The sequence below is a fragment of the Pseudomonas sp. ChxA genome (assembly GCF_030263855.1).
GTDB classification, from domain to species: Bacteria; Pseudomonadota; Gammaproteobacteria; order Pseudomonadales; family Pseudomonadaceae; genus Aquipseudomonas; species Aquipseudomonas fluorescens_CB.
Genome location: NZ_JARPMK010000001.1, coordinates 775,251 through 794,787, shown reverse-complemented (window position 1 = coordinate 794,787; position 19,537 = coordinate 775,251). Strand labels below are relative to the sequence as shown.

The following is a 19,537-nucleotide window of genomic DNA, read 5'->3' as shown; positions in this document are numbered from 1 at the left end:
CCAACTCCTCGAACCTTATGGGGTACTCAGCGCAACATGCCGCTGCCGTAGCCCTTCAGGTTGGCTTTCTTCATCAGGGATTCGTACTGGTGCGAAACGAGGTGCGATTGTACTTGGGACATGAAGTCCATCACAACCACGACCACGATCAGCAACGAGGTCCCGCCAAGGTAGAACGGAACGTTTGCTGCAACCACCAGGAACTGGGGAAGCAGGCACACGGCCGTCATATATAGAGCACCGAACAGGGTCAAACGAGTCAGAACGCCATCAATGTAGCGTGCCGACTGCTCACCTGGACGGATACCCGGAATAAAGGCACCGGACTTCTTCAGGTTTTCCGCTACGTCTTTCGGATTGAACATCAACGCCGTATAGAAGAAGCAGAAGAAAATAATCCCTGCACTAAACAGCAGAATATTCAACGGCTGACCAGGAGCGATCGACTGAGAGAGGTCCTGCAGCCAGCCCATATTTTCAGACTGACCAAACCAGGTACCCAACGAAGCCGGAAACAGCAAAATGCTGCTCGCGAAAATTGCCGGAATAACACCGGCCATATTCACTTTCAGCGGCAAGTGGCTGGTCTGCGCAGCAAAAACCTTACGGCCCTGCTGACGCTTGGCGTAGTGAACAGCAATACGACGCTGGCCACGCTCAATGAACACCACAAAACCGATAATCGCTACTGCCAGCAAACCGATGGCAACCAAGGCGAAAATGTTGATATCACCCTGACGTGCAGACTCGAAAGACTGCCCGATTGCTCTCGGAAGACCGGCGACGATACCTGCGAAAATCAACATCGAGATACCGTTACCAACACCACGCTCAGTAATCTGCTCACCCAGCCACATCATGAACATCGCGCCAGCCACAAACGTGGATACCGCGACGAAATAGAAGCCAAAGTCACCAGTGAACGCAACGCCCTGCCCCGCCAGGCCAACGGACATGCCGATAGCTTGAACCAGAGCGAGGACGACAGTGCCGTAGCGGGTGTACTGGCTAATCTTGCGACGGCCAGCTTCACCTTCCTTCTTCAACTGTTCCAGCTGCGGGCTGACGGCGGTCATCAACTGCATGATGATCGATGCCGAAATGTACGGCATGATCCCCAACGCAAAGATGCTCATCCGTTCCAGCGCGCCGCCGGAAAACATGTTGAACAAGCTAAGAATGGTCCCCTCATTCTGTCGAAACAGGTCTGCGAGTCGGTCCGGGTTGATACCTGGAACCGGGATGTGTGCGCCTATTCGGTAGACGATAATCGCCAGGAACAGAAAACGCAGACGAGCCCAAAGTTCAGACATACCGCCTTTGCCGAGCGCTGAGAGAGCACCTTGCTTAGCCATTTATTCCTCGAACTTGCCGCCAGCTGCTTCGATAGCCGAACGCGCACCTTTGGTGGCGCCGATTCCCTTGCCGATAGTGACAGCGCGAGTCACTTCACCGGACAACATGATTTTCACACGTTGTACGTTGACGTTGATCACGTTGGCATCTTTCAGGGTCTGCACAGTAACGATGTCGCCTTCCACTTTAGCCAGCTCGGACAGACGCACTTCTGCGCGATCCATGGCTTTCAGGGATACGAAACCGAACTTAGGCAGGCGACGATGCAGCGGCTGTTGACCGCCTTCAAAGCCAGGAGCGATGGTGCCACCGGAGCGGGAGGTTTGACCTTTGTGGCCACGGCCACCAGTCTTACCCAAACCGCTACCGATACCACGGCCCGGACGATGCTTTTCGCGACGGGAACCCGGCGCTGGACTCAGATCATTGAGTTTCATCGATTAACCCTCTACACGCAGCATGTAGTAAGCCTTGTTGATCATCCCGCGATTCTCGGGAGTATCCTGGACTTCTACAGTGTGACCGATGCGACGCAGACCCAAACCTTTAACACACAGTTTGTGGTTAGGAATGCGGCCGGTCATGCTTTTGATCAGCGTTACTTTAACGGTAGCCATGATCAGAAGATCTCCTTGACAGTCAGGCCGCGCTTGGCAGCAATAGACTCAGGAGATTGCATAGCTTTCAAACCCTTGAAAGTGGCGTGAACCACGTTTACCGGGTTAGTCGAGCCGTAGCACTTGGCCAGAACGTTCTGAACGCCAGCAACCTCGAGGACAGCACGCATAGCGCCGCCAGCGATGATACCGGTACCTTCAGAAGCAGGCTGCATGTACACCTTCGAAGCGCCGTGAGCGGACTTCATTGCGTACTGCAGCGTGGTGCCGTTCAGATCAACTTGGATCATGTTGCGACGAGCAGCTTCCATTGCCTTCTGGATCGCAGCAGGCACTTCACGTGACTTGCCACGGCCGAAGCCAACACGCCCTTTACCATCACCAACCACGGTCAACGCGGTGAAAGTGAAGATACGGCCGCCTTTAACGGTTTTGGCTACGCGGTTAACTTGAACCAGCTTCTCAATGTAGCCTTCGTCGCGCTTTTGGTCGTTATTTGACATAACTTAGAACTCCAGCCCAGCTTCACGAGCAGCATCAGCCAGCGCTTTCACGCGACCGTGGTACTTGAAGCCAGAGCGGTCGAAAGCCACTTGCGAGACGCCCACGGCCTTAGCACGTGTAGCGACCAGCTGGCCAACCTTTGTGGCCGCGTCGATGTTGCCGGTGGCACCATCACGCAGTTCTTTATCCAAAGTCGAGGCGCTTGCCAGGACTTTGTTGCCGTCGGCCGAGATGACCTGGGCGTAGATGTGCTGCGACGAGCGGTACACGCAGAGACGCACGACTTCGAGTTCGTGCATTTTCAGGCGTGCTTTGCGAGCGCGACGCAGTCGAGTAACTTTTTTGTCGGTCATTTGCTATGCCCTACTTCTTCTTGGCTTCTTTACGACGGACGACTTCGTCCGCGTAGCGCACACCTTTGCCTTTGTACGGCTCTGGTGGACGGAAGTCGCGGATCTCAGCGGCCACCTGACCTACCAGCTGCTTATCAATACCCTTGATCAGGATATCGGTTTGGCTAGGGGTCTCAGCGGTGATGCCTTCCGGCAGTTCGTAATCCACTGGGTGCGAGAAGCCAAGGGCCAGGTTCAAAACCGTGCCTTTTGCTTGCGCTTTGTAACCAACACCGACCAGCTGGAGCTTGCGCTCGAAGCCTTGGCTTACGCCTTGGACCATGTTGTTTACCAACGCACGCGTGGTACCGGCCATTGCGCGAGTTTGTTGATCGCCATTGCGAGCAGCGAAACGCAGCTCACCAGCTTCTTCAACGATCTCAACGGACGAATGGATGTTCAGTTCAAGAGTGCCCTTGGCACCCTTCACCGAAAGCTGTTGGCCTGCGAATTTTACTTCGACACCGGCTGGCAGCTTAACGGGGTTCTTAGCGACGCGAGACATGCTTATCCCCCCTTAGAACACAGTGCAAAGAACTTCGCCGCCGACACCGGCAGCGCGCGCAGCACGATCCGTCATCACACCTTTGTTGGTGGAGACGATAGACACGCCCAGACCGCCACGAACTTTCGGCAGATCTTCAGCGGACTTGTACTGACGCAGGCCTGGACGGCTAACGCGCTTCACTTCTTCAATGACCGAACGGCCTTCGAAGTACTTCAGCTCGATGGACAGCAGTGGCTTGGTTTCGCTGCTGATCTGATAACCCGCAATGTAGCCTTCGTCTTTCAGGACTTTGGCAACAGCTACCTTCAACTTGGAAGATGGCATGCTTACGACGGACTTTTCAGCCATCTGGGCATTACGGATACGAGTTAGCATGTCCGCTAACGGGTCCTGCATACTCATGGGCTAGACGCTCCTAATACAAAAAAATTAGCCTTGCGGCTACATATGTCGCCGAGAATCTCCGAGCATAAAAAACACGGGCTCAGGCGAGCCGCGTATTTTAGACATACTCCGGAAATGAAACAAGCCCCAAAAGGGGCTTGATCCAGATTCAAGGTCACCGGCGGTCAGTATCTTGCGATTCTGCCCACCTGGACGTTGAAAGTACTTACCAGCTGGCTTTAACCAGACCTGGTACGTCACCACGCATTGCCGCTTCACGCAGTTTGTTACGGCCGAGGCCGAACTTGCGGTAAACGCCGTGCGGACGACCGGTCAGGCGGCAGCGGTTACGCATGCGCGAAGCGCTTGCGTCACGTGGCTGCTTCTGCAGAGCAACTGTCGCTTCCCAACGTGCTTCTGGACTTGCGTTCAGATCAACGATGATTGCTTTCAGTGCTGCACGCTTCTTGGCGTACTTGGCAACCGTGAGCTGACGCTTCAGCTCGCGGTTTTTCATGCTCATCTTGGCCATGGTCCTACTCCAATCAGTTGCGGAACGGGAATTTGAAAGCACGCAACAGGGCGCGACCTTCATCATCGTTCTTGGCAGTGGTGGTCAGGGTGATGTCCAGACCGCGGAGAGCATCGATCTTGTCGTAGTCGATTTCCGGGAAGATGATCTGCTCTTTCACGCCCATGCTGTAGTTACCACGACCATCGAAGGACTTGGCATTCAGGCCGCGGAAGTCGCGAACCCGAGGCAGGGAGATCGACAGCAGACGATCCAGGAATTCATACATACGCTCACGGCGCAGAGTCACTTTGACGCCGATCGGCCAACCTTCACGGACTTTAAAGCCAGCGATGGATTTCCGAGCGTAAGTCACAACGACTTTTTGACCGGTGATCTTTTCCAGGTCAGCAACAGCGTGCTCGATGACTTTTTTGTCACCGACTGCTTCGCCCAGACCCATGTTCAGGGTGATTTTGGTAACGCGTGGAACTTCCATCACGTTCGAAAGCTTAAGTTCTTCCTTAAGCTTCGGTGCGATTTCTTTCCAGTAAATCTCTTTTAGTCGTGCCATGGTCTTCTACCTAGCAGTGTTCAAGCATCAACCGCTTTTTGGGTCGACTTGAAGACACGAATTTTCTTGCCGTCTTCTACTTTGAAACCAACGCGGTCAGCCTTGTTGGTTTCGCCGTTGAAAATGGCGACGTTAGAAGCGTCCAGTGGAGCTTCTTTTTCGACGATACCGCCTTGTACGCCCGACATCGGGTTAGGCTTGGTATGACGCTTAACCAGGTTCAGACCGCCGATAACCAGACGGTTATTAGCGAGAACCTTAAGCACCTTACCGCGCTTACCTTTGTCTTTGCCGGCGATCACGATGATCTCGTCGTCACGACGAATCTTTTGCATGTCGGATCTCCTTACAGCACTTCTGGGGCGAGCGAGACGATCTTCATGAACTTCTCAGTACGAAGTTCACGGGTCACTGGCCCAAAGATACGGGTGCCGATCGGCTCTTGCTTGTTGTTCAGAAGAACAGCAGCGTTGCCATCAAAGCGGATAATGGAGCCATCAGCACGACGTACGCCGTGACGAGTGCGGACTACAACAGCAGTCATCACTTGGCCTTTTTTCACTTTACCGCGAGGAATTGCTTCCTTCACGGTAACTTTGATGATGTCACCGATACCAGCGTAACGACGATGGGAGCCACCCAGCACCTTGATGCACATAACACGGCGAGCGCCGCTGTTATCGGCCACATCGAGCATGGATTGAGTCTGAATCATATAATTTCTCCGACCCCTAGTCCTTAGACTTCCACAGCGCGTTCGAGAACATCAACCAGCGCCCAAGACTTAGTCTTGGCCAGCGGACGAGTTTCACGAATAGTGACCTTGTCGCCGATGTGGCACTGATTGGTTTCGTCGTGCGCGTGCAGCTTAGTCGAACGCTTAACATATTTACCGTAGATCGGGTGCTTAACGCGACGCTCGATCAGTACGGTGATGGTTTTGTCCATCTTGTCGCTGACAACACGGCCAGTCAGCGTACGGACAGTCTTTTCGGCTTCAGCCATGATCACTTACCTGCCTGCTGGTTGAGCACAGTCTTCACGCGAGCGATGTCACGCTTAACTTGCGAGAGCAGATGAGACTGCCCCAACTGGCCAGTTGCTTTCTGCATACGCAGATTGAACTGGTCGCGCAGCAGGCCGAGCAGTTGCTCGTTCAGCTGCTGTGCGGATTTTTCACGAAGTTCATTCGCTTTCATCACATCACCGTCCGTTTAACAAAGGCGGTGGCGAGCGGCAGCTTTGCAGCAGCCAGGGCAAAAGCCTCACGCGCCAGCTCTTCAGTTACACCCTCGATTTCATACAGGACTTTGCCTGGCTGAATCTGGGCTACCCAGTATTCCACGTTACCCTTACCTTTACCCATCCGAACCTCGAGAGGTTTTTTGGAGATCGGCTTGTCCGGGAATACACGGATCCAGATCTTGCCGCCACGTTTAACGTGACGGGTCAGTGCACGACGCGCTGACTCGATCTGACGAGCGGTGAGACGACCACGAGCTACAGACTTCAGCGCGAACTCGCCGAAGCTGACTTTGCTACCGCGCTGAGCCAGACCACGGTTGTGGCCTGTCATCTGCTTGCGGAACTTCGTACGCTTAGGTTGCAACATTTGGCGTACCCCTTACTTAGCAGCTTTTTTACGAGGCGCTGGTGCTTGTGGTTTCAGTTCTTCTTGGCGACCACCAATTACTTCGCCCTTGAAGATCCAAACCTTTACACCGATCACACCGTAAGTGGTGTGAGCTTCGTAGTTGGCATAGTCGATGTCGGCACGCAGGGTGTGCAGTGGCACACGACCTTCGCGATACCATTCAGTACGTGCGATTTCAGCACCGCCGAGACGACCGCTCACTTGGATTTTGATGCCTTTGGCACCAATGCGCATGGCGTTCTGTACAGCGCGCTTCATAGCGCGACGGAACATTACACGACGCTCCAGCTGCTGAGCTACGCTCTGCGCAACCAGCATACCGTCGAGCTCCGGCTTACGGATCTCTTCGATATTGATGTGCACAGGCACACCCATTTGCTTGGTCAGGTCCTGACGCAGTTTCTCAACATCTTCACCTTTCTTCCCGATAACGATACCTGGACGAGCGGTGTGGATGGTGATACGTGCAGTTTGTGCCGGACGATGGATATCGATACGGCTTACGGACGCGCTTTTTAGTTTGTCTTGGAGATACTCACGCACCTTCAGATCAGCGAACAAATAGTCCGCATAAGTCCGACCGTCTGCGTACCAGACGGAGGTGTGCTCCTTGACGATTCCCAGGCGAATGCCAATGGGATGTACTTTCTGACCCATCTCTTCGACTCCGTTACTTGTCAGCAACCTTGACAGTGATATGGCAAGACCGCTTGACGATGCGATCAGCACGGCCTTTGGCACGTGGCATGATGCGCTTCAGCGAACGCCCTTCGTTGACGAAAACGGTGCTGACCTTAAGGTCATCAACGTCTGCGCCTTCGTTATGCTCGGCGTTGGCTACGGCCGACTCCAGCACTTTCTTCATGATCTCGGCGGCTTTCTTACTGCTGAAAGCCAACAGGTTGAGCGCTTCGCCCACCTTCTTCCCGCGGATCTGGTCGGCGACCAAGCGGGCTTTCTGGGCGGAGATTCGAGCGCCCGACAACTTAGCGGCTACTTCCATTTCCTAACCCCTTAACGCTTGGCTTTCTTGTCTGCCACGTGCCCACGATAAGTGCGGGTACCGGCAAACTCGCCCAGTTTGTGGCCGACCATGTCTTCGTTAACGAGAACTGGGACGTGTTGACGACCGTTGTGTACTGCGATGGTCAAACCGACCATTTGTGGCAGGATCATCGAACGACGCGACCAGGTTTTAACTGGTTTGCGATCGTTCTTTTCCGCCGCCACTTCGATCTTCTTCAGTAGGTGAAGATCAATAAAAGGACCTTTTTTCAGAGAACGTGGCACTGTCGTATCCCTCTATTTACTTGCGACGACGGACGATCATTTTGTCGGTACGCTTATTACCACGAGTCTTCGCGCCCTTAGTCGGGAAGCCCCATGGCGATACCGGATGACGACCACCAGAGGTACGACCTTCACCACCACCGTGTGGGTGGTCAACCGGGTTCATGGCAACACCACGAACGGTTGGGCGAACGCCACGCCAGCGTTTGGCACCAGCTTTACCCAGCGAACGCAGGCTGTGCTCGGAGTTCGAGACTTCACCCAGGGTCGCGCGGCATTCAGCCAGCACTTTACGCATCTCACCAGAACGCAGACGCAGGGTCACGTAGACACCTTCACGAGCGATCAGCTGAGCCGAAGCACCAGCGGAACGAGCGATTTGCGCGCCTTTACCTGGCTTCAATTCGATGCCGTGTACGGTGCTACCAACTGGAATGTTACGCAGTTGCAGAGCGTTGCCCGGCTTGATCGGTGCCAAAGCACCTGCGATCAGCTGGTCACCAGCACTCACGCCTTTAGGGGCGATGATGTAGCGACGCTCGCCATCTGCGTACAGCAGCAGAGCGATGTGAGCAGTACGGTTTGGATCGTATTCAATACGCTCGACAGTGGCAGAGATGCCATCTTTGTCGTTGCGACGGAAATCGACCAGACGATAATGCTGCTTATGGCCACCACCGATGTGACGAGTGGTAATACGACCATTGTTGTTACGACCACCAGTCTTCGATTTTTTCTCGAGCAGCGGTGCGTGAGGAGCGCCTTTATGCAGCTCCTGGTTGACCACCTTGACCACAAAACGGCGGCCAGGGGAAGTCGGTTTGCATTTAACGATTGCCATGATGCACCCCTTCCTTACTCAGCACTGCTGCTGAAATCGAGATCTTGGCCTGGCTGAAGGGAGATAACTGCCTTCTTCCAGTCATTACGCTTGCCCAGACCGCGAGCAGTGCGCTTGCTCTTACCCAGAACATTCAGGGTAGTAACACGCTCTACTTTCACGCTGAACAGGCTTTCGACGGCCTTCTTGATTTCCAGCTTGGTTGCGTCAGTTGCAACCTTGAAAACGAACTGGCCTTTCTTGTCAGCCAGAACCGTAGCCTTTTCGGAAACGTGCGGGCCAAGCAGAACTTTAAATACGCGTTCCTGGTTCATCCCAGCAGCTCCTCGAATTTCTTCACGGCCGACACGGTGATCAACACCTTGTCGTATGCGATCAGACTAACTGGATCGGAACCTTGCACGTCACGTACATCAACGTGTGGCAGGTTGCGAGCAGCCAGGTACAGGTTCTGATCAACAGCTTCCGACACGATCAAAACGTCGGTCAGGCTCATGTTGTTCAGTTTGCCCAGCAGATCTTTGGTTTTTGGACTTTCAACAGCGAAGTCTTGAACCACGACCAGGCGATCAGTACGCACGAGTTCAGCAAGGATGGAGCGCAGTGCTGCGCGATACATCTTCTTGTTGAGCTTCTGAGTGTGATCCTGCGGACGAGCTGCGAAAGTGGTACCGCCGCCACGCCAGATTGGGCTACGGATAGTACCGGCACGAGCACGGCCAGTACCTTTCTGACGCCAAGGGCGCTTACCGCCACCACGTACGTCGGAACGGGTCTTTTGCTGCTTGCTACCTTGACGGCCGCCGGCCATGTAGGCCACGACTGCTTGGTGAACCAGCGTCTCGTTGAATTCGCCGCCAAATGTCAGTTCGGAAACTTCGATCGCTTGAGCGTCATTTACATTTAATTGCATGTCAGCTTCCCCTTAACCGCGAGCCTTGGCCGCTGGACGTACAACCAGGTTGCCGCCAGTAGCGCCAGGAACAGCACCCTTGACCAACAACAGATTGCGTTCAGCGTCGACGCGCACTACTTCGAGGGACTGCACGGTCACGCGCTCAGCGCCCATATGACCGGACATTTTTTTGCCCTTGAATACACGACCAGGAGTCTGGCACTGGCCAATAGAGCCCGGGACGCGGTGGGAAACGGAGTTACCGTGAGTGTTGTCTTGGCCACGGAAATTCCAACGCTTGATCGTACCCTGGAAGCCTTTACCCTTGGACTGACCGGTTACATCAACCAGTTGACCAGCGGCGAAGATTTCAGCGTTGATCAGATCGCCAGCCTGGTAGTCGCCGTCTTCGAGACGGAACTCCATAACAGTGCGACCAGCTGCAACGTTTGCTTTAGCGAAGTGACCTGCTTGAGCAGCAGTCACACGCGAAGCACGACGCTCGCCGACAGTGACTTGCACTGCACGATAGCCATCGGTTTCTTCAGTTTTGAACTGGGTGACGCGATTCGGCTCGATCTCAATGACCGTGACCGGAATGGAGACACCTTCTTCGGTGAAAATACGGGTCATACCGCATTTACGACCGACTACACCAATAGTCATGTTGTAAACCTCATGAGTGTACGGGGCTTTCACCCGCTATGGCCGCCCATTTCAGAGCGTTACACGACTAAGACCCAAGTCTTAGCCGAGGCTGATCTGTACTTCCACACCGGCCGCCAGATCAAGCTTCATAAGTGCATCAACGGTTTTATCCGTTGGCTGGACGATGTCCAGAACGCGCTTATGAGTACGGATCTCGTACTGGTCACGCGCGTCTTTGTTGACGTGCGGGGAGACCAGAACGGTGAACCGCTCTTTACGGGTAGGCAGTGGAATTGGACCACGCACTTGTGCACCAGTACGTTTCGCGGTTTCCACGATTTCCTGGGTGGATTGGTCGATCAGGCGATGGTCAAAAGCCTTCAACCTGATACGGATTTGCTGATTTTGCATTGGATTTCAGACTCCGGCTGCTATTCCCAGCGAGCGCAATACGCCCGTTAAAAGGAGGCGCAATTCTATAGACGGCCCCGATAGGTGTCAACCCAATAAAAAAGGCCCCCGCTGAGCGGGGGCCTTTTCAAAACATCAGAGCTATCTCAGAAGAGATAATTACTCGATGATTTTAGCTACAACGCCAGCACCAACGGTACGGCCGCCTTCACGGATAGCGAAGCGCAGACCGTCTTCCATAGCGATGGTTTTGATCAGGGTGACAACCATTTTGATGTTGTCGCCTGGCATTACCATTTCTACGCCTTCCGGCAGTTCGCAGTTACCGGTTACGTCGGTAGTACGGAAGTAGAACTGTGGACGGTAGCCTTTGAAGAACGGAGTGTGACGACCGCCTTCTTCTTTGCTCAGCACGTACACTTCAGCTTCGAACTTGGTGTGCGGCTTAACCGAACCTGGCTTAACCAGAACCTGGCCACGCTCAACGTCGTCACGCTTGGTACCACGCAGCAGAACGCCGCAGTTCTCGCCAGCACGACCTTCGTCGAGCAGTTTACGGAACATTTCAACACCGGTGCAGGTGGTGACGGTAGTGTCACGCAGACCAACGATTTCCAGTGGATCTTGAACCTTAACGATACCGCGTTCGATACGACCAGTTACAACAGTACCGCGACCGGAGATCGAGAATACGTCTTCGATTGGCATCAGGAACGGCTTGTCGATAACACGAACTGGATCTGGGATGTAGCTGTCCAGAGTCTCAACCAGTTTACGAACGGACGTGGTGCCCATTTCGTTGTCGTCTTTGCCTTCCAGAGCCATACGAGCAGAACCGATGATGATCGGAGTGTCGTCGCCTGGGAAGTCGTAAGTGCTCAGCAGATCGCGCACTTCCATCTCAACCAGTTCCAGCAGCTCAGCGTCGTCTACCAGGTCAGCCTTGTTCAGGTAAACCACGATGTACGGAACGCCTACCTGGCGGGACAGCAGGATGTGCTCACGGGTTTGTGGCATCGGACCATCAGCGGCCGAGCAAACCAGAATCGCGCCGTCCATCTGGGCAGCACCGGTGATCATGTTCTTCACATAGTCAGCGTGACCTGGGCAGTCAACGTGAGCGTAGTGACGGATCAGCGAGTTGTATTCAACGTGCGCGGTGTTGATGGTGATACCACGAGCTTTTTCTTCTGGAGCGCTGTCGATTTTATCGAAATCAACGATTGCGGAACCGAACACTTCGGAGCAAACGCGAGTCAGAGCAGCAGTCAGAGTGGTTTTACCGTGGTCAACGTGACCGATGGTGCCAACGTTGACGTGCGGTAGGGAACGATCAAATTTTTCTTTAGCCACGACAATTAACTCCTTGCCTAAAGGACTGAATCAGCCTTGTTTTTTGGATACAGTTTCAGCGATGTGCGCCGGAGCTGTGTTGTATTTTTTGAATTCCATAGAGTAGCTTGCGCGACCCTGGGACATGGAGCGAACGTCGGTCGCATAACCGAACATCTCACCCAACGGAACCTCGGCGCGAATCACTTTGCCGGAAACCGTGTCTTCCATACCCAAGATCATGCCGCGACGACGGTTAAGGTCGCCCATGACATCACCCATATAGTCTTCAGGTGTAACAACTTCTACCGCCATGATTGGCTCAAGCAACTCACCACCGCCCTTCTGGGCCAGTTGCTTGGTTGCCATGGAAGCAGCCACCTTAAACGCCATCTCGTTGGAGTCGACGTCGTGGTAAGAACCGTCAAAAACGGTTGCTTTCAGGCCGATCAGCGGATAGCCGGCAACAACACCGTTCTTCATCTGCTCTTCGATACCCTTCTGGATAGCCGGGATGTATTCCTTAGGAACAACACCACCAACTACTTCGTTCACGAATTGCAGACCTTCCTGACCTTCGTCAGCAGGTGCAAAACGGATCCAGCAGTGACCGAACTGACCACGACCGCCGGACTGACGAACGAACTTGCCTTCGATTTCACAGTTCTTCGTGATGCGCTCACGATAGGAAACCTGAGGCTTACCGATGTTGGCTTCGACGTTGAACTCACGGCGCATCCGGTCAACCAGGATGTCCAGGTGCAGCTCGCCCATGCCGGAGATGATCGTTTGACCAGTCTCTTCATCAGTCTTGACGCGGAAAGATGGATCTTCCTGAGCAAGTTTGCCCAGAGCGATACCCATTTTTTCCTGGTCATCCTTGGTCTTAGGCTCTACGGCAACCGAAATAACCGGCTCCGGGAAATCCATACGAACCAGGATGATTGGCTTGTCAGCGTTGCACAAAGTTTCACCAGTGGTGACGTCCTTCATGCCGATCAAGGCCGCGATGTCACCAGCGCGTACTTCCTTGATCTCTTCGCGGGCGTTTGCGTGCATTTGCACCATACGACCCACGCGCTCTTTCTTGCCTTTAACCGAGTTGATCACGCCGTCGCCGGAGTTCAACACGCCCGAGTAAACGCGGACGAAGGTCAAGGTACCCACGAATGGGTCAGTGGCAATTTTGAATGCCAGAGCGGAGAACGGTTCTGCGTCGTCTGCATGACGCTCCAGCTCGATAGTCTCGTCATCCGGGTCAGTACCCTTGATGGCAGGAATATCTACTGGTGCCGGCAGGTAGTCGATCACAGCATCGAGAACCAGGGGAACGCCCTTGTTCTTGAACGAGGAACCGCAAACAGCCAAGACGATCTCACCAGCGATAGTACGCTGACGCAGAGCGGCCTTGATTTCCACGTTGGTGAGTTCTTCACCTTCGAGGTACTTGTTCATCAGCTCTTCGTTGGCTTCGGCCGCAGCTTCAACCATGTTGTTGCGCCATTCGTCAGCTAGTTCCTGCAGTTCAGCAGGGATAGGCTTGCGAACAGGAACCATACCTTTGTCAGCATCGTTCCAGTAAACAGCTTCCATGGTCAGCAGATCGATCTGGCCCTGGAAATTGTCTTCGGAACCGATAGCCAACTGGATTGGCACCGGGGTGTGACCCAGGCGCTGCTTGATCTGACCGATCACGCGCAGGAAGTTGGCACCAGCACGGTCCATCTTGTTTACGTAAACAAGACGTGGAACGCCGTATTTGTTGGCTTGACGCCATACGGTTTCCGACTGAGGCTCAACACCCGAGGTACCGCAGAACACAACGACAGCGCCGTCGAGTACGCGCAGGGAACGCTCAACTTCAATAGTGAAGTCTACGTGGCCCGGGGTATCGATTACGTTGAAGCGGTGCTCATCCTTGTACTGCTTCTCGGAACCTTTCCAGAAGGCGGTAATAGCAGCAGAAGTAATGGTAATACCACGCTCCTGCTCCTGAACCATCCAGTCTGTGGTCGCGGCGCCGTCATGCACCTCGCCCATCTTGTGACTTTTGCCGGTGTAAAACAGTACGCGCTCGGTGGTGGTGGTTTTACCAGCATCCACGTGAGCAACGATACCGATGTTACGGTAGCGGCTAATCGGAGTAGTACGAGCCATAAAGCCCTCGCAAAATTAGTGAAGCTAAGATTAGAAGCGGTAGTGCGAGAAAGCTTTGTTAGCTTCAGCCATACGGTGCACGTCTTCACGCTTCTTAACAGCAGCACCTTTACCTTCAGCAGCGTCCAACAGCTCGCCGGCCAAACGCAGAGCCATAGACTTCTCGCCGCGCTTACGGGCGAAGTCTACCAACCAGCGCATTGCCAGAGCGTTACGACGGGACGGACGAACTTCGACCGGAACCTGGTAAGTAGCACCGCCTACACGGCGCGACTTCACTTCGACCAGCGGAGCGATGGCGTCGAGAGCTTTCTCGAAGATTTCCAGGGGGTCGCTGTTCTTGCGTTCTTTAACCTTTTCCAGCGCGCCATAAACGATACGCTCGGCAACGGCTTTCTTGCCGCTTTCCATCACGTGGTTCATGAACTTGGCCAGAATTTGGCTTCCGTATTTTGGATCGTCAAGCACTTCGCGCTTGGCTGCTACGCGTCTTCTTGGCATGGATAAGCCCTCAAACGGTCTTCAGGTTCGTTCGGAATCGGTGCCCTTTCGGGACGCCTCCGACCTTACTCTTATCGACTCAGAAAATAAGATGATTCAGTTTTACAAAAAGCCGCTACTACTTAGGCTTCTTGGTACCGTACTTCGAACGACCCTGGTTACGACCTTTAACGCCGGAAGTATCCAAGGAGCCGCGTACGGTGTGGTAACGAACACCTGGCAAGTCTTTTACACGACCGCCGCGGATCAGTACCACGCTGTGCTCTTGCAGGTTGTGGCCTTCACCGCCGATGTACGAGGAAACCTCGAAACCGTTGGTCAGACGCACACGGCATACTTTACGCAGTGCCGAGTTAGGTTTTTTCGGCGTGGTGGTATACACACGAGTGCATACGCCACGACGTTGCGGGCAGTTCTGCAGCGCAGGTACGTCGGATTTCTCGACGATACGCTTACGCGGCTGACGTACCAGCTGGTTGATAGTTGCCATCTACTAGCTCCACTGTTGTCTTGCGACGCTATTGTCTTGCAAGAAAAGCAAAATGGCAGGAACGAATTCCCGCCAAATTTAGGGGTACAAGAGTCTAAAGAGGATCTTGCCCCCAGTCAAGGCAAGGCCCCGACCTCCCCTCCCATCGAACCGGGACAAAAATGTCTCGATCCGACGAATGGGGCTGCCAGGGCCCAGACTTATTTATCGCAGAACTCAGTTACCGCTTGAGTTCAGCGCTTCGGTCAGTGCAGCTTCCACTTCACTGGCGCTTACGCGCAGCGGCTTGTCAGCATCACGGCGGCGCTTGCGCTCGCTGTGGTAAGCCAAACCGGTACCCGCCGGGATCAGACGACCCACGACTACGTTTTCTTTCAGGCCGCGCAGGTAATCGCGCTTGCCGGTAACCGCTGCTTCGGTCAGTACGCGAGTGGTCTCCTGGAAGGAGGCCGCCGAGATGAACGACTCAGTGGACAACGACGCCTTGGTGATACCCAGCAACACACGAGTGAACTTGGAGACAAATTTGTCTTCCGCGCCCAGACGTTCGTTTTCTACCAGTACGTGAGTCAGTTCCATCTGGTCGCCCTTGATGAAACTGGAATCGCCGGATTCAGCGATTTCAACTTTACGCAGCATCTGACGCAGGATGGTCTCGATGTGCTTATCGTTGATCTTCACGCCTTGCAGACGGTAAACGTCCTGGATCTCGTTAACGATGTACTTGGCCAGCGCACTCACACCCAGCAGACGCAGGATGTCGTGTGGATCGCTCGGGCCGTCGGAGATAACTTCGCCGCGGTTTACCTGTTCGCCTTCGAAGACGTTCAGGTGACGCCACTTCGGAATCAGCTCTTCGTACGGATCAGTACCATCGTTCGGGGTAATGACCAGACGGCGCTTGCCTTTGGTCTCTTTACCGAACGCGATGGTGCCGCTGACTTCAGCCAGAATCGACGCTTCTTTCGGACGACGAGCTTCGAACAAGTCGGCAACACGCGGCAGACCACCGGTGATGTCGCGGGTCTTCGAAGTTTCTTGCGGGATACGCGCGATAACATCACCGATCGCGATCTTCGCACCATCCGCTACACCGACCAGGGCGTTGGCTGGCAGGAAGTACTGAGCGATTACGTCAGTACCTGGCAGCAACAAGTCCTTGCCGTTGTCGTCGACCATCTTCACGGCAGGACGGATGTCTTTACCGGCAGCTGGACGATCTTTCGCGTCGAGTACTTCAATGTTGGTCATACCGGTCAATTCGTCAGTCTGACGCTTGATCGTGATGCCTTCTTCCATGCCCACGTAGGTCACGGTACCTTTCATTTCGGTAACGATTGGGTGAGTGTGCGGATCCCACTTGGCCACGATTGCGCCAGCGTCGACCTTGTCACCTTCTTTAACCGAAATCACAGCACCGTACGGCAGCTTGTAACGCTCACGCTCACGACCGTAGTCATCAGCGATTGCCAGCTCACCGGAACGGGACACAGCAACCAGGCAACCATCCACTCGCTCAACGTGTTTCAGGTTGTGCAGACGGACAGTACCGCCATTCTTCACCTGAACGCTGTCAGCTGCGGAGGTCCGGCTTGCCGCACCGCCGATGTGGAACGTACGCATGGTCAGCTGGGTACCCGGCTCACCGATGGACTGGGCAGCAATTACGCCAACCGCTTCACCGATGTTCACCTGGTGACCACGTGCCAAGTCACGGCCGTAGCACTTGGCGCAAATGCCATAGCGGGTTTCGCAGCTGATCGGCGAGCGAACAATCACTTCGTCGATGCTGTTGAGTTCGATGAACTCGACCCACTTCTCATCTACCAGGGTGCCGGCAGGAACGATAATTTCCTCGGTACCTGGCTTGAATACGTCACGGGCGATAACTCGACCCAGTACGCGCTCACCCAGTGGCTCTACAACGTCGCCGCCTTCGATGTGCGGAGTCATCAGCAGACCGTGTTCGGTGCCGCAGTCAACTTCAGTCACAACCAAGTCTTGCGCAACGTCTACCAGACGACGAGTCAGGTAACCGGAGTTAGCTGTTTTCAACGCGGTATCCGCAAGACCCTTACGAGCACCGTGAGTGGAGATGAAGTACTGAAGTACGCTCAAACCTTCACGGAAGTTCGCAGTAATCGGCGTTTCGATGATGGAACCGTCCGGCTTGGCCATCAGACCACGCATACCGGCGAGCTGACGGATCTGCGCAGCAGAACCCCGTGCGCCCGAGTCGGCCATCATGTACATCGAGTTGAACGACTCTTGATCGACTTCTACGCCATGACGGTCGATAACCTTCTCTTTCGAGAGGTTAGCCATCATCGCCTTCGACACTTCGTCGTTGGCCTTGGACCAAAGGTCGATCACCTTGTTGTACTTCTCGCCCTGGGTTACCAGGCCGGAGGCGTACTGGCTTTCGATTTCTTTCACTTCATCAGTTGCAGCATTGATGATCTGGGCTTTTTCATCCGGGATAACGAAGTCGTTAACACCGATGGAAACGCCGGAAATGGTCGAATAGGCAAAGCCGGTGTACATCAACTGGTCAGCGAAGATCACGGTCTCTTTCAAACCAACCACGCGGTAGCACTGGTTGATCAGCTTGGAGATCGCCTTTTTCTTCATCGGCAAGTTGACGACGTCGTACGACAGACCTTTTGGCACAACTTGATACAGCAGCGCACGGCCGACAGTGGTGTCGACAATACGGGTGCCGCTCACGCTGCCGCCATCACGGTCGTTGACGGTTTCGTTGATCCGCACCTTGACCTTGGCGTGCAGTGCGGCTTCGCCGGCACGGAACACACGGTCAACTTCTTGCAGGTCAGCGAACACACGACCTTCGCCTTTGGCGTTGATCGCTTCACGGGTCATGTAGTACAGACCCAATACAACGTCCTGCGACGGAACGATGATTGGCTCACCGTTGGCTGGCGACAGAATGTTGTTGGTCGACATCATCAACGCACGCGCTTCCAACTGGGCTTCCAGTGTCAGCGGTACGTGCACGGCCATTTGGTCGCCGTCGAAGTCGGCGTTGTACGCAGCACAGACCAGAGGGTGCAGCTGGATAGCCTTACCTTCGATCAGTACCGGTTCAAACGCCTGGATACCCAGACGGTGAAGGGTCGGTGCACGGTTGAGGAGAACCGGGTGTTCGCGAATCACTTCAGCGAGAACGTCCCAAACCTCTGGCAGTTCGCGCTCGACCATTTTCTTGGCCGCTTTGATGGTGGTCGCGAGACCGCGCATTTCCAGCTTGCCGAAGATGAATGGCTTGAACAGCTCAAGTGCCATCTTCTTAGGCAGACCGCACTGGTGCAGACGCAGGGTCGGACCTACGGTAATTACCGAACGACCGGAGTAGTCAACACGCTTACCGAGCAAGTTCTGACGGAAACGGCCTTGCTTACCCTTGATCATGTCAGCCAAGGATTTCAGAGGACGCTTGTTGGAACCGGTGATAGCGCGGCCACGACGACCGTTGTCGAGCAAGGCATCGACAGCTTCTTGCAACATACGCTTTTCGTTGCGCACGATGATGTCCGGAGCGGACAGATCGAGCAGACGCTTCAAGCGGTTGTTACGGTTGATCACGCGGCGGTACAGGTCGTTGAGGTCGGACGTCGCGAAACGACCACCGTCCAACGGTACCAGCGGACGCAGGTCTGGCGGCAGAACCGGCAGAACGGTCAGCACCATCCACTCTGGCAAGTTGCCGGAACCCTGGAAGGCTTCCATCAACTTCAGACGCTTGGACAGCTTCTTGATCTTGGTTTCGGAGTTGGTTTGCGGAATTTCTTCGCGCAGACGGCCAATCTCGTGCTCCAGGTCGATAGCGTGCAGCAGTTCGCGGACAGCTTCGGCACCCATACGGGCATCAAAGTCGTCGCCGAATTCTTCCAGCGCTTCGAAGTACTGCTCGTCGTTCAGCAGCTGACCTTTTTCAAGGGTGGTCATGCCTGGATCGATAACGACATAGCTCTCGAAGTAGAGAACGCGTTCGATATCACGCAGGGTCATGTCCATCAGCAAGCCGATACGGGACGGCAGCGATTTCAGGAACCAGATGTGGGCAACCGGCGAAGCCAGTTCGATGTGCGCCATGCGCTCACGACGAACCTTGGCCAGTGCAACTTCAACGCCGCACTTCTCGCAGATCACACCACGGTGCTTCAAGCGCTTGTACTTACCGCACAGGCACTCGTAATCCTTCACCGGGCCAAAGATCTTGGCGCAGAACAGGCCGTCACGTTCTGGTTTGAACGTACGGTAGTTGATCGTTTCCGGCTTTTTAACTTCACCGAACGACCACGAACGGATCATCTCAGGCGATGCCAACCCAATACGGATGGCGTCGAACTCTTCGACTTGACCCTGGTTTTTCAGCAAATTCAGTAGGTCTTTCAAGGCCTTTCCTCCTGGCGGAGCAGAGAGCGGGCTAAACAGCCCCGCTCTCGATTCGC

27 protein-coding genes are annotated in these 19,537 nt (G+C 54.5%); all 27 read right to left on the bottom strand.

What is annotated here, in order from left to right:
* Positions 1 to 26: 26 nt before the first annotated feature.
* The 27 genes from secY to rpoC all read right to left on the bottom strand — a co-directional run bounded on the left by secY (position 27) and on the right by rpoC (position 19,481).
* A complete protein-coding gene (gene secY, locus P5706_RS03460) occupies positions 27 to 1,355 on the bottom strand; it encodes a preprotein translocase subunit SecY (protein WP_016969470.1) in 1,329 nt (442 codons plus the stop codon).
* A complete protein-coding gene (rplO, locus tag P5706_RS03455; protein WP_003176407.1) occupies positions 1,356 to 1,793 on the bottom strand; it encodes a 50S ribosomal protein L15 in 438 nt (145 codons plus the stop codon).
* Between the two features lie 3 nt (positions 1,794 to 1,796).
* Positions 1,797 to 1,973: a 50S ribosomal protein L30 gene (rpmD, locus tag P5706_RS03450; protein ID WP_003176408.1), complete on the bottom strand. Its 177-nt coding sequence runs from the start codon at positions 1,971 to 1,973 to the stop codon at positions 1,797 to 1,799.
* Positions 1,974 to 1,975: 2 nt separating this feature from the next.
* Positions 1,976 to 2,476 (bottom strand): 30S ribosomal protein S5, encoded by a 501-nt coding sequence (gene rpsE / locus P5706_RS03445; RefSeq protein WP_003176409.1) that lies wholly within the window; start codon positions 2,474 to 2,476, stop codon positions 1,976 to 1,978.
* A 3-nt stretch (positions 2,477 to 2,479) separates the two neighbouring features.
* Positions 2,480 to 2,830, bottom strand: coding sequence for a 50S ribosomal protein L18 (gene rplR, locus P5706_RS03440; RefSeq protein ID WP_017135964.1), 351 nt, complete (start codon positions 2,828 to 2,830; stop codon positions 2,480 to 2,482).
* Positions 2,831 to 2,840: 10 nt separating this feature from the next.
* Positions 2,841 to 3,374, bottom strand: a complete 534-nt coding sequence (gene rplF, locus P5706_RS03435) for a 50S ribosomal protein L6 (RefSeq protein ID WP_003176412.1) — start codon at positions 3,372 to 3,374, stop codon at positions 2,841 to 2,843.
* Positions 3,375 to 3,386: 12 nt separating this feature from the next.
* The gene (gene rpsH / locus P5706_RS03430; protein WP_010566853.1) at positions 3,387 to 3,779 is read right to left on the bottom strand and encodes a 30S ribosomal protein S8; all 393 of its coding nucleotides are present in this window, start codon (positions 3,777 to 3,779) and stop codon (positions 3,387 to 3,389) included.
* A gap of 208 nt (positions 3,780 to 3,987) precedes the next feature.
* Positions 3,988 to 4,293: a 30S ribosomal protein S14 gene (gene rpsN / locus P5706_RS03425; protein ID WP_003176414.1), complete on the bottom strand. Its 306-nt coding sequence runs from the start codon at positions 4,291 to 4,293 to the stop codon at positions 3,988 to 3,990.
* A gap of 13 nt (positions 4,294 to 4,306) precedes the next feature.
* Positions 4,307 to 4,846, bottom strand: coding sequence for a 50S ribosomal protein L5 (gene rplE, locus P5706_RS03420; RefSeq protein WP_003176415.1), 540 nt, complete (start codon positions 4,844 to 4,846; stop codon positions 4,307 to 4,309).
* 20 nt (positions 4,847 to 4,866) lie between these two features.
* Positions 4,867 to 5,181, bottom strand: coding sequence for a 50S ribosomal protein L24 (rplX, locus tag P5706_RS03415; protein ID WP_003176416.1), 315 nt, complete (start codon positions 5,179 to 5,181; stop codon positions 4,867 to 4,869).
* A gap of 11 nt (positions 5,182 to 5,192) precedes the next feature.
* Complete coding sequence (gene rplN, locus P5706_RS03410; protein ID WP_002555479.1) at positions 5,193 to 5,561, bottom strand: 50S ribosomal protein L14; 369 nt, start codon at positions 5,559 to 5,561, stop codon at positions 5,193 to 5,195.
* Between the two features lie 23 nt (positions 5,562 to 5,584).
* Complete coding sequence (gene rpsQ, locus P5706_RS03405; protein WP_003176419.1) at positions 5,585 to 5,851, bottom strand: 30S ribosomal protein S17; 267 nt, start codon at positions 5,849 to 5,851, stop codon at positions 5,585 to 5,587.
* Positions 5,852 to 5,853: 2 nt separating this feature from the next.
* A complete protein-coding gene (gene rpmC / locus P5706_RS03400; protein ID WP_002555481.1) occupies positions 5,854 to 6,045 on the bottom strand; it encodes a 50S ribosomal protein L29 in 192 nt (63 codons plus the stop codon).
* Positions 6,045 to 6,458, bottom strand: a complete 414-nt coding sequence (gene rplP / locus P5706_RS03395; protein WP_003232424.1) for a 50S ribosomal protein L16 — start codon at positions 6,456 to 6,458, stop codon at positions 6,045 to 6,047. Before rplP ends, rpmC begins: the two co-directional genes overlap by 1 nt.
* 12 nt (positions 6,459 to 6,470) lie before the next feature.
* Positions 6,471 to 7,157, bottom strand: a complete 687-nt coding sequence (rpsC, locus tag P5706_RS03390; RefSeq protein ID WP_003176422.1) for a 30S ribosomal protein S3 — start codon at positions 7,155 to 7,157, stop codon at positions 6,471 to 6,473.
* A 13-nt stretch (positions 7,158 to 7,170) separates the two neighbouring features.
* The gene (gene rplV / locus P5706_RS03385) at positions 7,171 to 7,503 is read right to left on the bottom strand and encodes a 50S ribosomal protein L22 (protein ID WP_003103908.1); all 333 of its coding nucleotides are present in this window, start codon (positions 7,501 to 7,503) and stop codon (positions 7,171 to 7,173) included.
* An 11-nt stretch (positions 7,504 to 7,514) separates the two neighbouring features.
* Complete coding sequence (gene rpsS / locus P5706_RS03380) at positions 7,515 to 7,790, bottom strand: 30S ribosomal protein S19 (protein ID WP_002555486.1); 276 nt, start codon at positions 7,788 to 7,790, stop codon at positions 7,515 to 7,517.
* A gap of 16 nt (positions 7,791 to 7,806) precedes the next feature.
* Positions 7,807 to 8,631, bottom strand: coding sequence for a 50S ribosomal protein L2 (gene rplB / locus P5706_RS03375; protein ID WP_003176423.1), 825 nt, complete (start codon positions 8,629 to 8,631; stop codon positions 7,807 to 7,809).
* A 14-nt stretch (positions 8,632 to 8,645) separates the two neighbouring features.
* Positions 8,646 to 8,945, bottom strand: a complete 300-nt coding sequence (gene rplW, locus P5706_RS03370) for a 50S ribosomal protein L23 (protein ID WP_002555488.1) — start codon at positions 8,943 to 8,945, stop codon at positions 8,646 to 8,648.
* Positions 8,942 to 9,544: a 50S ribosomal protein L4 gene (rplD, locus tag P5706_RS03365; protein WP_017135963.1), complete on the bottom strand. Its 603-nt coding sequence runs from the start codon at positions 9,542 to 9,544 to the stop codon at positions 8,942 to 8,944. Before rplD ends, rplW begins: the two co-directional genes overlap by 4 nt.
* A gap of 12 nt (positions 9,545 to 9,556) precedes the next feature.
* Positions 9,557 to 10,192 carry a 50S ribosomal protein L3 gene (gene rplC / locus P5706_RS03360; RefSeq protein ID WP_003194649.1) on the bottom strand — a complete coding sequence of 212 codons (636 nt, stop codon included), beginning with the start codon at positions 10,190 to 10,192 and terminating at the stop codon, positions 9,557 to 9,559.
* An 81-nt stretch (positions 10,193 to 10,273) separates the two neighbouring features.
* Positions 10,274 to 10,585 (bottom strand): 30S ribosomal protein S10, encoded by a 312-nt coding sequence (gene rpsJ / locus P5706_RS03355; RefSeq protein WP_003186070.1) that lies wholly within the window; start codon positions 10,583 to 10,585, stop codon positions 10,274 to 10,276.
* A gap of 159 nt (positions 10,586 to 10,744) precedes the next feature.
* Complete coding sequence (gene tuf / locus P5706_RS03350; protein ID WP_003176426.1) at positions 10,745 to 11,938, bottom strand: elongation factor Tu; 1,194 nt, start codon at positions 11,936 to 11,938, stop codon at positions 10,745 to 10,747.
* Positions 11,939 to 11,968: 30 nt separating this feature from the next.
* On the bottom strand, positions 11,969 to 14,074 hold the full coding sequence (gene fusA, locus P5706_RS03345; RefSeq protein ID WP_015886136.1) for an elongation factor G: 2,106 nt from the start codon (positions 14,072 to 14,074) through the stop codon (positions 11,969 to 11,971).
* Between the two features lie 30 nt (positions 14,075 to 14,104).
* Positions 14,105 to 14,575, bottom strand: a complete 471-nt coding sequence (gene rpsG, locus P5706_RS03340) for a 30S ribosomal protein S7 (protein WP_002555493.1) — start codon at positions 14,573 to 14,575, stop codon at positions 14,105 to 14,107.
* A 118-nt stretch (positions 14,576 to 14,693) separates the two neighbouring features.
* Entirely contained in the window at positions 14,694 to 15,065 is a 372-nt protein-coding gene (gene rpsL, locus P5706_RS03335; RefSeq protein WP_002555494.1) for a 30S ribosomal protein S12, read from the bottom strand.
* A 216-nt stretch (positions 15,066 to 15,281) separates the two neighbouring features.
* A complete protein-coding gene (gene rpoC / locus P5706_RS03330; protein WP_083356524.1) occupies positions 15,282 to 19,481 on the bottom strand; it encodes a DNA-directed RNA polymerase subunit beta' in 4,200 nt (1,399 codons plus the stop codon).
* Positions 19,482 to 19,537 lie beyond the last annotated feature (56 nt).